The sequence below is a fragment of the Arsenicicoccus cauae genome, from assembly GCF_043162025.1.
Lineage (GTDB): Bacteria > Actinomycetota > Actinomycetes > Actinomycetales > Dermatophilaceae > Arsenicicoccus > Arsenicicoccus cauae.
The window spans coordinates 2,566,598-2,582,584 of record NZ_CP171001.1; the positions used below are offsets into that span (position 1 = coordinate 2,566,598).

The window sequence follows — 15,987 nt, forward strand, 5'->3', positions numbered from 1 at the left end:
CACCCATGTCCCAGGAGCAGATCCAGCCCCAGCGCCGCGAGCCCGACCCGGCCGACGTGCCGGCGCCCGTCCCCACGGCGCCGGTGAGCACCAGCGTCGACGACGCAGGCCTGGACTCGGTTCTCGACGAGATCGACCTCGTGCTGGAGTCCGACGCCGAGGAGTTCGTCAAGGGCTTCGTGCAAAAGGGCGGTCAGTGACCCGCTGACCCTCAGTGGGTGTCGAAGGCCTCCTGGATCCGGGCCGTGTCGTCGGTGACGGCCAGGGCGAGCGCCAGCAGCACCCGCGCCTTGTAGGGACCCAGGTCGCCCGCCGCCACGAAGTCGTGACCGGCGTCGTCGACGGCGCCACCGCGCGCGACGGTCCCCCACGCGACGCGGGTCGACCGGACGACCACCACTCCGGCCGCGCGCGCCCGGTCGAGCGCCCGCGCCACCCCTTCGGGGATGTTGCCTGCGCCAGGGCCGAGGTGCACGAGACCGCGCGCGCCCGTGGCCACCACCGCGTCCACCATCGACCCCGGCAGCCCGGCCCGGGTGACCAGCACCTCCACCGGTGGCAGGTCGTCGAGGCCCGCGAGCGCCTCCAGGTCGAATGCCGACGCCCGGCCGTGCAGCCGACTGGGCCCATGCGCGTAGCGCGGCACACCCCCGGCGACCTCCCCGAGGGGACCGTTGAGCGAGCCGAAGGCGTCCACGCGGGAGGTGTGCTCCTTGCGGACGTCACGCGCGGAGTGGATCTCCTCGCCCGCGACGACCAGGGTGCCGAGGCCGCGCGACGACGGGTGCGCGGCCACCCGGACGGCGTTCAGCAGGTTGCTCGGCCCGTCGGCGCCGGGCGCGTCGGCCGGCCGCATCGCCCCGACGACCACGACGGGCTTGTCCGACGGCACGAGCAGGTGGAGCAGGTAGGCCGACTCCTCCAGGGTGTCCGTGCCGTGGGTGACCAGCACCGCGTCGACGTCCTCCCGGTCCGTCAGCTCCGCCACGCGGCGGACGAGGCGCAGCTGCAGCGGCAGGTCCATCTCGACCGAGTCGATCTGGCACAGCTGCTCGCACGTGACGGCAGCGAGCTGGCCGACCTGCGGGACGGCCGCGAGCAGGTCCTCGACCGTCACCACCCCGGCCTGGTAGTGCTTGGCGGTGGTCGCGGCGGACGACCCCGCGATCGTCCCGCCCGTGCCGACCACCACGACGTGGGGGAGGGACCCGCCAGGGCCGACGACGGGCACGACGACAGGGGCGGCAGCAGTTGCATCGGCCATGCGGACATCATGCCCGCTCCGGTGCCTGCGTCCGGGTGCGGATCCGAGGGAATGGTCCGAACCGGACGAGGACGGACATATCCTTGCGGGGGTCGGCCCGCGTCCACGCCGGTGGGGTACGGGCCGGGGCCCGTCATACCACCGCAGGCACCCCCGAAGGCAGCACGTGACCGTCAACCCCACCCCCCACCACCTCATGTGGGAGCTCCAGGAGCAGTTCCGCCTCTCCCTGGACCGTGCCACGGACCGTGCGACCGACCAGATCGGCGCCATCGTGTCGGCCGACGCGCTGCTCGTCGGCTTCCTCGCCGACGACGTCGACCAACCGGGGGCGCCGGACGTGTGCATCGCGCCCGCGGACCGCGGCTTCAGCATCCAGGACCTCGAGGGGATCCGCGCCGACGCGCAGCGGCGCTTCGAGGCGCACCCGGCGCACGACGAGACCTACGAGTCGGTCGAGGTGCAGCAGGCCCGGCTCGACCACTTCCTCGACGAGACCCGGCGCGAGGCCGTCGCCGCGGCCCTCGACAGCGGCCGGGCCGGTCGCGGACGCACCTTCTTCATCGGCAGCGGGGCACGGGTCGGCGACTACGTCGTGCACCCCGCCATCAGCGTCGACAGCAGCGCGTATGCCGAGCTCAACGCCCTCCCGTACGACGAGATCGACGGGGTGCCGCTCACGACCTCGCTGGCCCACGGCATCGTCGTGGAGCTGCTGCGCATCGCCACCCACGCCCTCCTCGCCGCCCGGCCGCCCCGGTCGATCTCGCCCATCGACGACGACGTCCCCAACGACGCGATCCGCCGGTCGGCCAACCACCTCGTCTACTCCGCCGCCCTGATCGCGGGGGAGCGGCTCGGGCAGGGGCTGTTCGACGCGTTCGAGGGCCTGTCGTCGACGCCCTACGAGGGGCGGGTCGGCTCCGGCACCGTCGTCATGGCCCGCGAGGGCCACCCGCGGATCTCGGTCGACGTGCAGCTGCGCTCGGCGGTGTCGGTGCGCGAGCGACGGCAGTTCCGCAAGCTCCTGGAGATGACGCGGCCGGGCCTTCACCTGCTCATCGACGGCCAGCGCATCTACGGCCTCGGGTCGGTCCAGCCGCTCGCCCACGACGAGCCGGACGACTCCGACAACGACATCTTCCGGTTCACGCTGCTCGAGCAGGGGTCCTGGCAGATGGCCTACAACCGCAACCCGCTGCTGCGGGTCTCCAGCGGACACCCGCAGCTGCCCCGCCCGCGGATGTCCACGAACCTGTTCATCGACGCCATGCGGCGCGTCTTCGACGAGGTGTCCGACCACGACATACGAGGCATCTGGATGCTCGCCCAGAGCGCGGCGCAGCAGGCCCGCGGCGCCCTGCTGGTCGTCACGACCGCGGCGGCCGAGGAGGCGCGGCGGCTCGCGCCCCAGGCCCTGTCGATCCGCCCCCAGCAGCTCAGCCCGGAGGTCCTGGACGCGGTCACCCGCATCGACGGCGCCGTCCTGCTCACCCCCGACGGGGTCTGCCACGCCGTCGGCGTCATCCTCGACGGCGTCGCGACCGGCGCCGGCGACCCGAGCCGCGGGTCGCGCTACAACTCGGCCGTTCGCTACACCGAGGCGTCCACCGCGCCGTGCCTGACGGTGATCGTGTCCGAGGACGGGATGATCGACGTCTATCCCGAGCTCGCTCCGCGGGTGCGTCCCGAGGACGTCGAGCAGGCCCTCGCCGACCTCGAGGCCGCCGGCAGCCTGGACGTCGAGGGCGCCCGCGACGTGGACCTCGAGGCCTTCTACGCCCTGCACAAGCGGCTGCGGCGGTTCGCCTTCTACCTGTCCGACAGCCAGTGCGAGCGCGCCAACGCGGTCTGCCTCGCCATCGAGGACCTGCGCTGGGAGCGCTCGCGGACGCGGGTGCGCACGGTGCCCTTCCGCACCGATCCCCGGATGAACGCCTCCTTCTTCGCCTGAGGTTCACCCGAGCTCCTGACACCTGTCACGGGTGCCCCCGGCGTGCCGCTGTCTAGCGTCGAGGCAACCGCGACCGAGGGGGAGCCGATGGACCTGCGCACCGGGGCGAGCATCGTGGGGGTGCTCGCCGTCATCTACGGCCTGACCGCGGCGTTCGGGCCGCGCGCCCACCAGGACGCCGGGTTCTGGCGCCGCTTCACGACGGCGGGGGCGATCGTGCTGCTCGTGGCCATCGTCCTGCTGGTCGCGATCCCGTTCTACCGCGAGGGAGGGCTGTCATGAGCGAGGCACCCGTGGCCCGCTACGGCCGCAACCCCGGCTGGGCGCTGACGGCGATCGTCGCGATGGTCTACGGCCTGCTCGTGGCGTTCGGCGACACGATGCACCGGGATGAGGGGTTCTGGCACGCCTTCACGATCTGGGCGGGGCTGGTCGTCCTGGCCATCTTCGTCTGGTGCATGGTGATCCCCTTCGTCCGCTGGCTGGGGTCCACGTCGCGGACCCGCCGGGGGTAGGTCCATCAGCCTGGGGGACGGAGGCCGGCTGATGCCCCTACCCGGGGCGGGATCATCAGCCTGGGGGACGGAGACCGGCTGATGCCCCTACCCGGGGCGGGACCATCAGCCCGGGGGACGGAGGCCGGCTGATGCCCCTACCGGGGGCGGGATCATCAGCCTGGGGGACGGAGGCCGGTCGATGCCCTTACCCCCGGTAGGGTCGGCGCATGGAGCGACGCATCTTCGGGATCGAGACCGAGTATGGCGTGACCGCGACCTCCGAGGGGCAGCGGCGCCTGACCCCCGACGAGGTGTCGCGCTACATGTTCCGCTCCGTCGTCGCCTGGAGCCGCAGCTCCAACGCCTTCCTCGCCAACGGGTCCCGGCTCTACCTCGACGTCGGGTCCCACCCGGAGTACGCCACCGCCGAGTGCGACTCCCTGCTCGACCTCGTCGCCCAGGACAAGGCCGGCGAGCGCATCGTCCAGGGCCTCGCCGACGACGCCCAGCTGCGCATGGCCCAGGACGAGATCGTCGGGGACGTCTACGTCTTCAAGAACAACGTCGACTCCTCCGGGAGCTCCTACGGCTGCCACGAGAACTTCCTCGTGCACCGCGCCACCGACCTGCGCACCGTCACCGACACGCTCGTGCCCTTCCTCGTCAGCCGCCAGATCACTTGCGGCGCAGGCAAGCTCGTCGTCGACCCGCAGGGCCGCCCGACCTACTGCGTCAGCCAGCGCGCCGACCACATGTGGGAGGGCGTGTCCTCCGCCACGACGCGCTCGCGACCGATCATCAACTCCCGTGACGAGCCGCACGCCGACGCCGAGAAGTTCCGCCGCCTGCACGTCATCGTCGGGGACTCGACGATGTCGGAGACGACGATGCTGCTCAAGGTCGGGTCCGCCGACCTCGTGCTGCGGATGATCGAGGAGGGCGTCCCGCTGCCCGACCTCACCCTCGCGAGCACCACGGCCGCCATACGCACCATGAGCACCGACCCGACCGGCCGCGCCGAGGTCGACCTCGCCGCCGGGGGCACCACCAGCGCCCTCGCGGCGCAGAGCGCCTACCTCGGGGCCGCCCGACGCTTCGTCGACGAGGGCGGCAGCGACGACCCGGTGCACCAGCGCGTCCTCGACCTGTGGGAGCGGGTGCTGTCCGCCGTCGACTCGGGCCGCCTGGACGAGGTCGGCACCGAGATCGACTGGGTCATCAAGCGGCGACTGATCGAGCAGTACTCCACCCGCGACGGTCTGCCGCTCGAGCACCCGCGCCTGCAGCAGATCGATCTCGCCTACCACGACCTGCACCCGCGGCGCGGGCTGTTCAACCTGCTGCAGGCCCGGGGGCTCGCCGCGCGAGTCACCACCGACGAGCAGATCCAGCAGGCGGTCACGACGCCCCCGCAGACGACCCGGGCCAAGCTGCGCGGCGACTTCATCGCGGCGGCACGGGAGGCGCGGCGCGACTACTCGGTCGACTGGGTGCACCTCAAGCTCAACGACGGCAACCAGCGCACCATCTTGTGCAAGGACCCGCTCGCCTACGAGGACCCGCGCGTCGAGCGGCTGGTCGCGAGCCTCGGGGAGCACCCGGCCCCGGCCGGGCCCTGACCCGAGGACCCGACGACGCGACGACCCACCGAGCCGACGAGCCGGGCCCGACAGCGCTGCCACAGGATCGCCCGTTAGGGTGGCACGAGCTCACACGACCCACCCCCGAGCGAAAGACCCCTCTCTTGCGCCTGCGTACCAGCTCTGCCCTCGCCCTCGCCGCCGTCCCGGCCATCGCGCTCAGCGCGTGCGGGAGCGGCGGGGCCACCACCACCTCGTCGACGACGACCACCGCGAGCCCGAGCGCCTCGGCGTCGGCGAGCACGGCGTCCGCGCCGATCACCCCGGCGGCCAAGGGCGAGCTGGCGGGCATCACCGTCGGCGGCACTCCCGCCAAGCCGACGGTCAAGGTCGACAAGGCGCCGTTCACGACCAAGGAGACCACCGCCAAGGTCGTCACCCAGGGCATGGGGCAGGTCGTCAACAAGACCGACATGGTCGTGGCCAACGCGTTGTTCGTGTCGGGCAAGACGGGCAAGACCCTCGAGGACACCTTCGCCGCCAACCAGCCGCAGCAGATCCCGGTCAACCAGTGGATCCCTGGCGTGGCCAAGGGCATGCTCGGTCAGAAGGTCGGCAGCCGCATGCTCGTGGCCATGGCCCCCGCCGACGCCGCGGCGCTCATCGCCCAGGGCAACCCGCAGTCCGGCATCACCGCGGACGAGACGCTGGTCGCCTACGTCGAGATCCAGAAGGTCGGCTTCAAGGGCGAGCCCTGCAAGGTCGTCACGAGCAAGGAGGGGCTGCCCGAGATCACGGCCGCCGACGGCAAGGCCGCCACGATGAAGCCCACCACCGCCGCCGCCCCCAAGCAGGCCACGGCCTACGTCCTCAAGGAGGGCACCGGCCCCGTCGTCAACGCCGGTCAGACGCTGTCCTCGCACTACACCGGCATGCTGTGGACCAACGGCACGAAGTTCGACTCGAGCTATGACCACGGCAAGGAGCCCACGCCCTTCCCGATCGGCGTCGGCCAGGTCATCCCCGCCTGGGACAAGTGCCTGACCGGCCAGAAGGTCGGCAGCCGTGTCCTGGTCGTCGCCCCGCCCGCCGAGGCGTACGGCGCCAAGGCGCAGGACAAGATCCCGGCCAACTCGACGCTCGTCTTCGTCGTCGACCTCGTCAAGGCTCAGTAGCCCCACCGTGGGGTCGCCGCCCGTGCGGCGGCCCCACGCTCGTCATACGACCCCACCCCCAGGAGGACACCGTGCCCTTTGACCCGACCACCACCAAGCCCGAGATCGACTTCCCCGGCGACCAGCCGCCCGCCGACCTCGTGATCGAGGACGTCTGGGAGGGTGACGGTGCCGAGGCCAAGCCCGGCAACGTCGTCAGCACCCACTACGTCGGCGTCGCCTACTCCACCGGCGAGGAGTTCGACGCCTCGTGGAACCGCGGCGCGCCCCTGGACTTCCAGGTCGGCGTCGGCCAGGTCATCCAGGGATGGGACCAGGGGCTGCTCGGGATGCGTGAGGGTGGCCGGCGCAAGCTGACCATCCCGTCGCACCTCGCGTATGGCGATCGCGGCGCCGGCGGCGTCATCAAGCCCGGCGAGGCCCTGATCTTCGTCGTGGACCTGGTCGCGGTCCGCTAGCTCGCCGCGCCCCCAGCGCCACCCGAGATCGGGAGGGCTTGGTCCAAGGATGGTGGACCAAGCCCTCCCGATCTTTGGGGTTGTGGGTGGGGGCGGCGCAGCCGTGAGCGGCTCAGGACCGGGAGGCCCAGCCCTGCAGCGCGGCGATGATCCGCGGGCGCAGGTCGGCCGGGGCCACGACCTCGTCCACCGAGCCGACCTCGACGGCGCGGTGGATGCTGTGCACCCGGTCGAACTCCGCGGCGACCTCGCCGAGCTTCTCGGCGCGGACGTCACGGCGCGTCTCGAGCAGCTGGGCGGCCAGGTCGGCGTGCTCCTCGCCGGTCGCCGTGGCCAGGCGCTGCTCGAGCTCGGCCACGCGCGGGTCCTTGGCGGCGCGGGCGTCCACGTCACGGCTGAACACCACGGCCGCGGCCGGAGCACCACCGAGCACCGACGCGTAGGACCCCTCGACGGCCAGGACCCGCATCTGCGGGTTGAGCGCCTTGGAGAACACGACGAACGCGCCGCCGTGGTAGCGGGAGATCACGCAGAAGACGATCGGGCCGTCGAAGTTGACGATGGCGCGACCGATCTCGGCGCCGTACTCGAGCTGCAGGTTGCGCAGGGACTCCGGCGAGCCGTCGAAGCCCGAGAGGTTGGCCAGGACGACCACGGGTCGGTTGCCGCTGGCGCCGTTGATGGCCCGGGCGACCTTCTTGGAGGACCGTGGGAACAACGTGCCGGCGGTGTAGGTGTCGGGGCCGTCGGTGGGAGGGAAGCCGCGGCGCGGCACCGACTTGGACTCGATCCCCACGAGGCAGACCGGGATCCCGCCAAGACGGGCGTCGTAGACCACGGAGGTCTCCGCGTCCGCCATACCGGCCCACCGCTCGAGCGTCGCGTGGTCCTGGTCGGCGACGGCCGCCATCACCGTGCGGATGTCGAAGGGCTTCTTGCGGTCCGGGTTGGTCGCGGCGGAGAAGATGTCGCCGACCGTGGTGAAGCCCGAGTCGACGGGGTCGTGCGGGTGGGTCGTGATGTCGCGGTCGACCGGGTCGGTGGTGGCGGCGACGCGCGGGCCGCTCTCGCCCGGCGCGACGTAGGCGTGGTCGTAGTGCGTCATGAGGATGCGGAGCGCACCCGCGAGGTCGGGCGCCCAGTACTGCGCCTGCCCGTTGGGGCCCATGATCCGGTCGTAGCCGCCGATGCCGTAGTTGTCCTCGGCCGAGACGCCGCCGGAGAAGTCCAGGGACTGCTTGCCGGTCAGCACCATCGCGCTGTCCGGGGTCATGACGAGGATGCCCTTGGTGTGCATCAGCATGGTCGCCTCGGCGTTCCAGTACGGCTGTGCCCCGACGTTGATGCCGGCCACGACGACGTTGATCTCCCCGCCGGCCTGCGTGAACTCGACGATCCGCTTGAGCGCGCGGGCGACCCAGTCCATGTTTTCCGTGCCGGAGTCCATCGAGATGCGGGCGCCCGCGGACAGGGCGAACCACTCGACGGGCACCCCCATCGACTCGGCCAGGTCGAGCGCGGCGATGATGCGCGTGCACTCGGCCTCGGAGACCGCACCGAGTGCTCGCAGCGGGTCGCCGCACAGCAGGACCCGCTTGACCCCCTCGGGGTGGCGCGTGGTGGGTGTCGAGATGACGCCGACGATGATGCCCGCGCGGTTGAGGCCGTAGGGACGGTCGACGGGCACGAGCGCACCGGACTCGTCGAGGTCGTGCTCGGTCGCCGTCCCGCCGGGGCCGGCGATGAGTGACTGCAGCTCGTAGGGGTAGGCCATGCCCCGGCGGCGGGCGGTGACCACCTTGCGCGCGTAGTCGTCGAGCGGGCGGAGCCGCTCCTGCGGCGGCCCCTCGATGGAGGTGACGACCCCCGAACCGGGCTGGTAGGAGAACCGCGCCGCTATGGGCACGGTCTCGCCGTCACCTCCGGGCACGGCCACCGATCCCTCGAGCAGCACCTCCTCCACACCGGCGCCGGCAGTCATCGGCGCGATGGTGCGCTTGAGGGTGGTGAGCTCCTCGACGTCGCCCTCGATCGTCGGCCAGACGTGGACCCACACGTGGTTCATGTCCAGCCGCGCGCCGGCCGCGCCGCCGCTGGTGCGGGCCCGGCGGATGGCGTCGAGGCAGCCGGCGATAGCCCGCTCGACGTGCGGGAGCCCGACGACCCGGCCCTGCTCGTCGCGGACCACGGCCAGCTGACGCACCTGCGCCATGGCCACGAGACGCACGTCCGTCTCGTTGCCCCGCGCGACGCAGCGATAGAGCAGTACGTCCTCGGGGGCCTCGAGCCGGGTCACGTCGAAGTCGGTGAGGCGCCACAGGTTGAGCCGTCGACCGACCATGGGGTGCACGCCACGGACCAGCTCGTCCTCGACGACCCGGTCGCCGGCGGCCCCCGGGCGGAAGGTCAGGTAGCGCACCGGCTCGGGCCCGTCGCTGCACACGCCCACCGCGACCCGGCGGACGCCGCCGCCGAGGTCGAGCTGCGACAGCCGCTGCACCAGCTCGGACGACAGCTGGTCGAGCGAGGCCGGCGCGTCGTCCCAGCGCAGGTAGAGGTCCACGACGCTCAGCCGCCCGGCGCCGGCCTCGGCGACCTCGGCGACCTCGGCGACCTCGGCGACGATGTCCTGCACGAGGTCCGACCCGGGTCGCAGGTCGTCGACCCGCCCGATCGTGGAGACCAGGTGGGTCGGCCGGTCGTCGATGGTGTAGTCGGCGACGACGAGCGGTCGCCCGTCGATGCGGATCTCGCGGAAGTCGCGCATGTCGTGGCCGCGGTAGTGCCGCTGCGCCAGCACGGTCAGCATGGGCTCGGAGGTCGGCAGCTCGGGACCGGCGAGGCGCCGGGCGAGGAACGAGGCGATCCGCTCGGGGATGCGCACCAGCGCGTCGATGTGCTCGTCGCGCTCCGGCCCCTCGGGCAGCTCGGCGATGCGGGCGATCTCGTCGCCGACGCCCCCGAGCACGCCCTGCCGCTCGGCGTCCACCAGCGGCTGGTCGAACCACCGGAACCGCACGCTGCGCGCCAGGTCGCCGACGACGGGGATGCGCAGCTGGGTGGCGCGCACGAGGTGGTCCAGGGCGGCGCGGGCGCGGGTGTCGTCAGGCGCCTCCGGCGCGGGGTCGGCGAGCCAGCGGCGCAGCAGCGAGGTCACGACCTGCAGGTCGGGGGCCGAGCGCTGCTGCGCGACGAAGACCCGGAAGACCGCCTGCTCGAGCTCGTCGTCGTGCTCCAGGTCGGCGACGCCGTAGCGACGCAGCACGGCCCCCAGCCGCTCCTGGAAGTCGTCCGGCAGGGCGGCGCGGACGGGGTCGAGGCTCTGGAGGTAGGTGTGGAAGTGCTCGCGGGGGCTGTGGATGCGGTTCTCGAGGTGGAGGTCGTCGCCCGCGGGGCGGTTGCGGGACAGCTCCGCGAGGTCGGCGAAGGCCTCGAGCAGCTCCACCTCCGCGGCGACGGCGCTCTCCCCACGGCTCTCCCCGGGGGTCCGCCCGGGGGTCTGCCCGGGGCTCGCCTCTTCGTCGCGGACCGCGAGGTATGACGCCAGCACCCGCCCCTCGTCGCGGGCGTCCACGTCGTAGCCGAGGACCAGCGCGAGCAGGTCGGCGCGCAGCCGCGCCGCGCGGCGGTGCGGATCGGTGCCGCTGCCGGTGCCCTCGCCTGCGCCGTCGTCGTCGTCGGGCAGGTCGAGGGCGAGATCGAGACCCGGCTGCTGCTCGGCGGCGGCGTCCTCGCCGTCACCCACGGGCTCGAGCCGCACGAGCGGGGTGCCGGTCTCGACCTGGCTGCCGGCGGAGACGAGCAGCTCCTTGACGCGCGCGGCGAAGGGCGCGGGCAGGACGGTCTCCATCTTCATCGACTCGAGGACCAGCACGGGCGCCCCCGCGGCGACCTCGTCGCCCACGGCGAGCGGGGTGGCGACGACCAGCGCCGGGGTGGGGGAGCGCAGCACGCCGCCCTCGTCGAGGCTGATCCGGTGGGTGACGCCGTCGACCTCGACGAGCTGGATGGTGCCGTGGGAGGCGGTGATCAGCCGGTGCTCGCGGTCCCCGATGCGGAGGCGTCCGGCATACGCGTCGATCCGGTCCAGCGTCGCGTCGACGGTGCGCTCGTCCGTGGGGGAGGCCACGGTGACCCGGAAGCGGTGCGGGGCCACGCGGGAGACGGTCAGCGTGTAGGCGGTGCCGCGCAGGGTGAGCTCGACCTTGCGGCCAGGGGCGTGCTGCAGCTGCGGGCGGCCGCCGCGCGCCGTCTCGAGCAGCCGGGCCCGGGCGATGGCCTCGTCGGCCTCGTAGGCCTGGATCCCGGCCGCCACCAGGGCCACGCCGGCGTGGCGGTGGCTGCTGAGCCGGCCCTCGGCACGGACCCGGTCGATCCAGCCGGTGTCGGCGGTGCCGTCGATGACCTCGGGGGCATCGAGCAGCTCGAGCACGAAGCTCTTGTTGGTCGCGCCGCCCTCGATGACGACGGTCGTCTCCTGCATGGCGCGGCGCAGACGGGCGAGGGCCTCGTCGCGGTCGCGCCCGGAGGCGATGATCTTGGCGATCATCGAGTCGAAGTCGGCCGGGATCGTGTCGCCCTCGGCGACCCCCGTGTCGACCCGTATGCCGGGGCCCGCCGGCAGCTCGAGCAGCGCGATGCGGCCCGGTGACGGCGCGAAGTCGCGGTCGGGGTCCTCGGCGTTGAGCCGGGCCTCGACGGCGTGGCCGCTCTCGACGGGCCGCTCGCCCTCGAGCCGGCCGCCGGACGCGACGTGGATCTGCAGGCGCACGAGGTCGGTCGCGGTGGTGATCTCGGTGATCGAGTGCTCGACCTGCAGGCGGGTGTTGACCTCGAGGAAGGCGAAGAAGCGCTCGGTGGGGTGGTAGAGGAACTCGACGGTCCCGGCGCCGCAGTAGCCGACGGCGACGGCGAGGCGCTCGGCGCTGGCCTTGAGCTCGGCGACCTCGTCGGGGGAGAGGACGGGGGAGGCGGACTCCTCGATGACCTTCTGGTTGCGGCGCTGCACCGAGCAGTCGCGGACGCCGAGCGCCCACGCGGTGCCGTGGGCGTCGGCGATGACCTGCACCTCGACGTGGCGGGCGCCGGTGACGAGGCGCTCGAGGAAGACGACGCCGGAGCCGAAGGCCCGCGCCGCCTCGTCGCGGGTGCGCTCGTAGGCGTCGGCGAGCTCGGCGTCGGAGGACACCTTGCGGATGCCGCGACCGCCGCCGCCGGCCGTGGCCTTGAGCATGAGGGGGTAGCCGATCTCCCGCGCGGCCGCCGTCGCGTCCTCGAGGGTGTCGACGCCGCCGCGGCTCCAGGCCGCGACCGGCACACCGACCTCCTCGGCGATGAGCTTGGACCCGATCTTGTCGCCCAGCTTGCGCATCGCCTCGGGGCTCGGCCCGATGAAGGTCACGCCGATGCGGGCGCACAGGTCCGCGAACGCCGGGTCCTCGGCCACGAAGCCCCACCCGACCCAGGCCGCGTCCGCGCCCGTCTCGCGCAGGGCGCGCTCGAGCACCGCGTGGTCGAGGTAGGGCCGGTCGGCGGCGGGCCCGAGGTCGTAGGCCCGGTCCGCCTCGCGCACGAACATCGCCCGCCGCTCGCCCGTGGTGTGCAGCGCCACCGTCTCGACCCTCGGCTCGGCGGACCCGGGCCCGCGGGACGCGTTGAAGTCGCGGACCGCATGGATGAGGCGCATGGCGGCCTCGCCACGGTTGACGATGGCGATGCGGGTGAACATCAGACGGCTACCTCCGAGCGGCACGGTGTGGCCGAGGCCACGCGTTCTCCCGGAGGCTAGTCACTGCGGGGGGTTACTCGCGCGTCGGGATGCGCGCGGCGGCGTGGCGACCGGCTGCCGCGGCGGCCACGAAGGACGCCCGGTCTTCCTCGACGCCGCGCCCCATCGTGCTGAGCCGGACGGGTGATGTGGCCAGGGCCGCGTCGAGCCCGTCGGTCGGGACGTCCACCGGCGCGAGCCGGCCGCCCGAGCCCGCGCACAGCTCGTGCGCCTGGCGGCGCACCTCGCGTCCGATCCCGCTGTCCTCCAGCGGGATCGGCACCTGCGCGGGGACGAGCGCGACCCGGCCGTATGCCGTGAGGCTGTGATGACTGACCCCGCGATGACGGGGGCGGGGGTCAGCCTCGGACACGCGCAGCGAGGCCACCGCGAGCCCGCCGAGCGTGTGCGCGGCGTTGACGGCCTCGCCCGCGCTGGTGCCCGAGAAGCCCCACCGCGTGCCGGTCCCGAGGTTGCCCGGGCCCTGCGCGACGACGGCGACGTCGGCCCCGACGACGAGCCGCGCGGCGAGCAGCCCCGTGTGGACGGTGACGGCCTCCAGGTCCCCGCCGTAGGCCTGCCCGACCGTGATGCAGGACGCCAGCCACCCGGCCTCGCGCAGCCCCGCCACGGTGCGGCTGAACCGCGCGGGCAGGGCGCCGCCATCGGTCATCACGTAGGCGACCACCGCGTCGGGGCGGGCCGCGCGCAGCCCGGCGACGACCGCCGGCAGCGCCGAGTGCAGGTCGGCCGTCACCACGGGCATCCCGTCGATCGAGTCCGCCTCCGCGAGGACCGCGTGGTGCGGCGACTCCTGCTCGTCGACGCCCAGCACCATCGCCTGCAGCGGGGTGTAGCGCGCCTTGACGACGTGCCCGGGCCCCGCGGGCGGGTCTGCCGGTACACGGTCCGGGTCGGCGACCACCAGCGCGAGCCCGCCGGTGCCGAGGCCGCGCTCGAGCGCTGAGACGTTGACCAGGACCGTGTCGCCGACCTGGGGACGGCCCACGAGGTCGACGTAGGCGAGCGCCCGACACGCGGTGCCAGGCCCGGCACCACGAGCCGCCTCCTCGAACACAGTTACGGCATACTCGACTGCGCCGGGCCACTCGGCCCGGACGGCGTCGACTCGGGCGCTGCGCCAGCGGATCACGGCGCCACCCTAGTGGCCGGGCCGGTGGCCGGACGATCGAAGGGAGGGGCACGACGTGGCTCCTGCGCGCACCCCCGTCAGCGCGGCCAAGACCGAGCGGCTGCTCAACCTCGTCATCTGCCTGCTCTACACGCGGCGCCCGCTGCCCAAGTCCAAGATCCGCGAGGCCGTCCCGCAGTACGGCTCGGCGCTGTCCGAGGACGCCTTCAACCGGATGTTCGAGCGCGACAAGGACGAGCTGCGCGAGCTGGGGATCCCGCTCGTGACCGAGGACATCGACCCGCTCTTCGACGACGAGGAGGGCTACCGCATCGACCGGCGCGAGTACGCCCTGCCCGAGGTCGCCTTCGAGCCCGACGAGATCGCGGTGCTCGGGCTCGCGAGCCGCACGTGGGCGCAGGCCTCGCTGGCGGGGCCCGCCGCCCGGGCGCTGCGCAAGCTCGAGGCCGCGGGCGTCGAGCGTGACGACTCCTCGGTGATCGGGCTCGAGCCGCGCGTCCGCACCGCCGAGCCGGCCTTCGCCCGCGCCAAGGACGCCGTGCTGCACCGCCGCCCGATCCGGTTCGACTACCGCCGCTCCGGCACCGGGGCGCTGACCACCCGCCACGTGCAGCCGTGGGGGATCGCGGCGTGGCACGGCCGGTGGTACCTCACGGGCTACGACACCGACCGGGAGGCCCCCCGCGTCTTTCGCCTCGGCCGGGTCGAGGGGCCCATCGCCTGGGCCGGCCGCGCCGGGTCGTATGCCGTGCCCGCCGACCACGACCCCCTCGCGTCCATCCGGGCCCAGGCCTCCGAGCGCCCCGCGGTCACGGCCACGCTGCGCGTGCGCGCGGGCGCGGGTCACTCGCTGCGCCGCCGCGCCGGGGCGACCCGCACCGGGGTGGCCGACGGGTGGGACGAGGTCGACCTGCCCTGCGGCGACACCGAGCGCCTCGCCGACGAGCTCGCGGGCTATGCGGCGGACGTCGAGGCGGTGGCGCCCGCCGAGCTGCGCGAGGCCGTCATACGTCGACTAACCGGAGCGCTGGAGGCGAGCCGATGAGCCCGAGGAAGTCCGGTCGGTCCGGCGCCGACCCCCGCGACGGCCGTGACAGCGTGGACATGAACGAGTCCGCCACGGTCCGGCTCGACCGCCTGCTGACGATGGTGCCCTGGCTGCTGACCCACCAGGGCGTCGAGATCGACGTCGCGGCAGCGGAGTTCGGCGTGTCCAGGGCCCAGATCGAGGCCGACCTCGCGCTGCTGTTCCTGTGCGGCACGCCCGGCGGTTACCACGACGACCTCATCGACGCGCAGTGGGAGGGCGGGCAGGTCTACGTCTCCAACGCCGACACGATCGCCCGCCCGTTGCGGCTCGGGGTCGACGAGGCGCTGTCCCTGATGGTGGGGCTGCGGGCCCTGGCGGCCGTGCCGGGGCTGGGGGAGCGCGACGCCGTCGACCGGGCCCTCGCCAAGCTCGAGGCGGCCACCAGCGAGGTGTCCGGCGTCAGCGCGCAGGCCGACCGGATCAGTGTGGACATGGGCGTCGAGGCCGAGGGCGGCGGCGCGGACGGCGAGCGCCTCGAGGGGCAGCTCGCGGCGTTGCGCCGGGCCCTCGCCTCGCACCGCCGGGTGCACCTCAGCTACGTCGTGCCGAGCCGCGACGAGACCACCGAGCGCGACGTCGACCCCATGCGCCTGGTCAACGTCGACGGGCCGTGGTACCTCGAGGCCTGGTGCCACCGCGCCCAGGACGTCCGACTCTTTCGCCTCGACCGGATCGCCGACCTGCAGGTCCTCGACGTCGACGGCACCCCGCCCGCCGACGCCCGCCCCCGCGACCTCGACAACGGGATCTTCCGCCCCGACGAGCTCTCGCTGCGCGTCGTGCTGGACCTCGAGCAGCAGGCCCGCTGGGTGCGCGACTACTACCCGTGCGAGTCGATGGAGGAGCGCGACGGCGGCGGGCTGCGCGTGACCATCGCGACCAGCGACACCGCGTGGCTGCGACGGCTCCTGCTGCGCCTCGGGGGTGCCGCGCGCGTGGTCTCGCCGCAGGGGCTGCGGGCCGAGGTGCGGTCGGCGGCCGAGCTGGCCCTCGCGCACTACCGCTGACCGGACGGCGCTCGTCGCCCCGCCGTCACCTGGCGTTCACCG

At 73.5% G+C, this 15,987-nt stretch carries 12 protein-coding genes; 9 read left to right on the top strand and 3 right to left on the bottom strand.

Translation table 11 applies throughout. The features are described 5' to 3' along the window. The first annotated feature begins 5 nt into the window (after positions 1 to 5). Positions 6 to 200, top strand: a complete 195-nt coding sequence (locus ACF3NS_RS11960) for a ubiquitin-like protein Pup (RefSeq protein WP_392466272.1) — start codon at positions 6 to 8, stop codon at positions 198 to 200. An 11-nt stretch (positions 201 to 211) separates the two neighbouring features. Here the strand turns inward: ACF3NS_RS11960 and ACF3NS_RS11965 are convergent, their stop codons facing one another. After that, positions 212 to 1,264: an asparaginase gene (locus ACF3NS_RS11965; protein WP_392466274.1), complete on the bottom strand. Its 1,053-nt coding sequence runs from the start codon at positions 1,262 to 1,264 to the stop codon at positions 212 to 214. A 166-nt stretch (positions 1,265 to 1,430) separates the two neighbouring features. On the opposite strand from ACF3NS_RS11965, the gene ACF3NS_RS11970 reads away from it, so the two are divergent. The 6 genes from ACF3NS_RS11970 (at position 1,431) to ACF3NS_RS11995 (ending at position 6,928) form a co-directional block, all read left to right on the top strand. Continuing rightward, entirely contained in the window at positions 1,431 to 3,218 is a 1,788-nt protein-coding gene (locus tag ACF3NS_RS11970) for a diadenylate cyclase (RefSeq protein ID WP_154592815.1), read from the top strand. An 87-nt stretch (positions 3,219 to 3,305) separates the two neighbouring features. Then, positions 3,306 to 3,500 carry a hypothetical protein gene (locus ACF3NS_RS11975; RefSeq protein ID WP_392466276.1) on the top strand — a complete coding sequence of 65 codons (195 nt, stop codon included), beginning with the start codon at positions 3,306 to 3,308 and terminating at the stop codon, positions 3,498 to 3,500. After that, positions 3,497 to 3,733, top strand: coding sequence for a hypothetical protein (locus ACF3NS_RS11980; protein WP_392466279.1), 237 nt, complete (start codon positions 3,497 to 3,499; stop codon positions 3,731 to 3,733). The genes ACF3NS_RS11975 and ACF3NS_RS11980 overlap by 4 nt, the downstream gene beginning before the upstream one ends. Positions 3,734 to 3,942: 209 nt before the next feature. Then, positions 3,943 to 5,334 (top strand): Pup--protein ligase, encoded by a 1,392-nt coding sequence (gene pafA / locus ACF3NS_RS11985; RefSeq protein WP_392466282.1) that lies wholly within the window; start codon positions 3,943 to 3,945, stop codon positions 5,332 to 5,334. Positions 5,335 to 5,459: 125 nt separating this feature from the next. After that, positions 5,460 to 6,470, top strand: coding sequence for an FKBP-type peptidyl-prolyl cis-trans isomerase (locus ACF3NS_RS11990; RefSeq protein ID WP_392466284.1), 1,011 nt, complete (start codon positions 5,460 to 5,462; stop codon positions 6,468 to 6,470). 71 nt (positions 6,471 to 6,541) lie between these two features. Next, positions 6,542 to 6,928, top strand: a complete 387-nt coding sequence (locus ACF3NS_RS11995; protein ID WP_289032322.1) for an FKBP-type peptidyl-prolyl cis-trans isomerase — start codon at positions 6,542 to 6,544, stop codon at positions 6,926 to 6,928. Between the two features lie 112 nt (positions 6,929 to 7,040). Here the strand turns inward: ACF3NS_RS11995 and ACF3NS_RS12000 are convergent, their stop codons facing one another. Together ACF3NS_RS12000 and ACF3NS_RS12005 are read right to left on the bottom strand one after the other, a co-directional pair. After that, the gene (locus ACF3NS_RS12000; RefSeq protein WP_392466287.1) at positions 7,041 to 12,656 is read right to left on the bottom strand and encodes a carboxyl transferase domain-containing protein; all 5,616 of its coding nucleotides are present in this window, start codon (positions 12,654 to 12,656) and stop codon (positions 7,041 to 7,043) included. Between the two features lie 73 nt (positions 12,657 to 12,729). Next, complete coding sequence (locus tag ACF3NS_RS12005) at positions 12,730 to 13,848, bottom strand: DUF3866 family protein (RefSeq protein WP_392466290.1); 1,119 nt, start codon at positions 13,846 to 13,848, stop codon at positions 12,730 to 12,732. A 55-nt stretch (positions 13,849 to 13,903) separates the two neighbouring features. Between ACF3NS_RS12005 and ACF3NS_RS12010 the strand changes: the two genes are divergently transcribed. Then, positions 13,904 to 14,893 (top strand): helix-turn-helix transcriptional regulator, encoded by a 990-nt coding sequence (locus ACF3NS_RS12010; protein ID WP_392466292.1) that lies wholly within the window; start codon positions 13,904 to 13,906, stop codon positions 14,891 to 14,893. Then, positions 14,890 to 15,945 carry a helix-turn-helix transcriptional regulator gene (locus tag ACF3NS_RS12015; RefSeq protein ID WP_392466294.1) on the top strand — a complete coding sequence of 352 codons (1,056 nt, stop codon included), beginning with the start codon at positions 14,890 to 14,892 and terminating at the stop codon, positions 15,943 to 15,945. The genes ACF3NS_RS12010 and ACF3NS_RS12015 overlap by 4 nt, the downstream gene beginning before the upstream one ends. The last annotated feature ends 42 nt before the right edge of the window (positions 15,946 to 15,987 follow it).

Bases quoted from the DNA above. Each gene is read 5' to 3' on its own strand.
- ACF3NS_RS12000 (WP_392466287.1), bottom strand. From the start codon at position 12,656: ATGTTCACCCGCATCGCCATCGTCAACCGTGGCGAGGCCGCCATGCGC.
- ACF3NS_RS11960 (WP_392466272.1), top strand. From the start codon at position 6: ATGTCCCAGGAGCAGATCCAGCCCCAGCGCCGCGAGCCCGACCCGGCC.
- pafA (WP_392466282.1), top strand. From the start codon at position 3,943: ATGGAGCGACGCATCTTCGGGATCGAGACCGAGTATGGCGTGACCGCG.
- ACF3NS_RS12015 (WP_392466294.1), top strand. From the start codon at position 14,890: ATGAGCCCGAGGAAGTCCGGTCGGTCCGGCGCCGACCCCCGCGACGGC.
- ACF3NS_RS11980 (WP_392466279.1), top strand. From the start codon at position 3,497: ATGAGCGAGGCACCCGTGGCCCGCTACGGCCGCAACCCCGGCTGGGCG.
- ACF3NS_RS11965 (WP_392466274.1), bottom strand. From the start codon at position 1,264: ATGGCCGATGCAACTGCTGCCGCCCCTGTCGTCGTGCCCGTCGTCGGC.
- ACF3NS_RS11975 (WP_392466276.1), top strand. From the start codon at position 3,306: ATGGACCTGCGCACCGGGGCGAGCATCGTGGGGGTGCTCGCCGTCATC.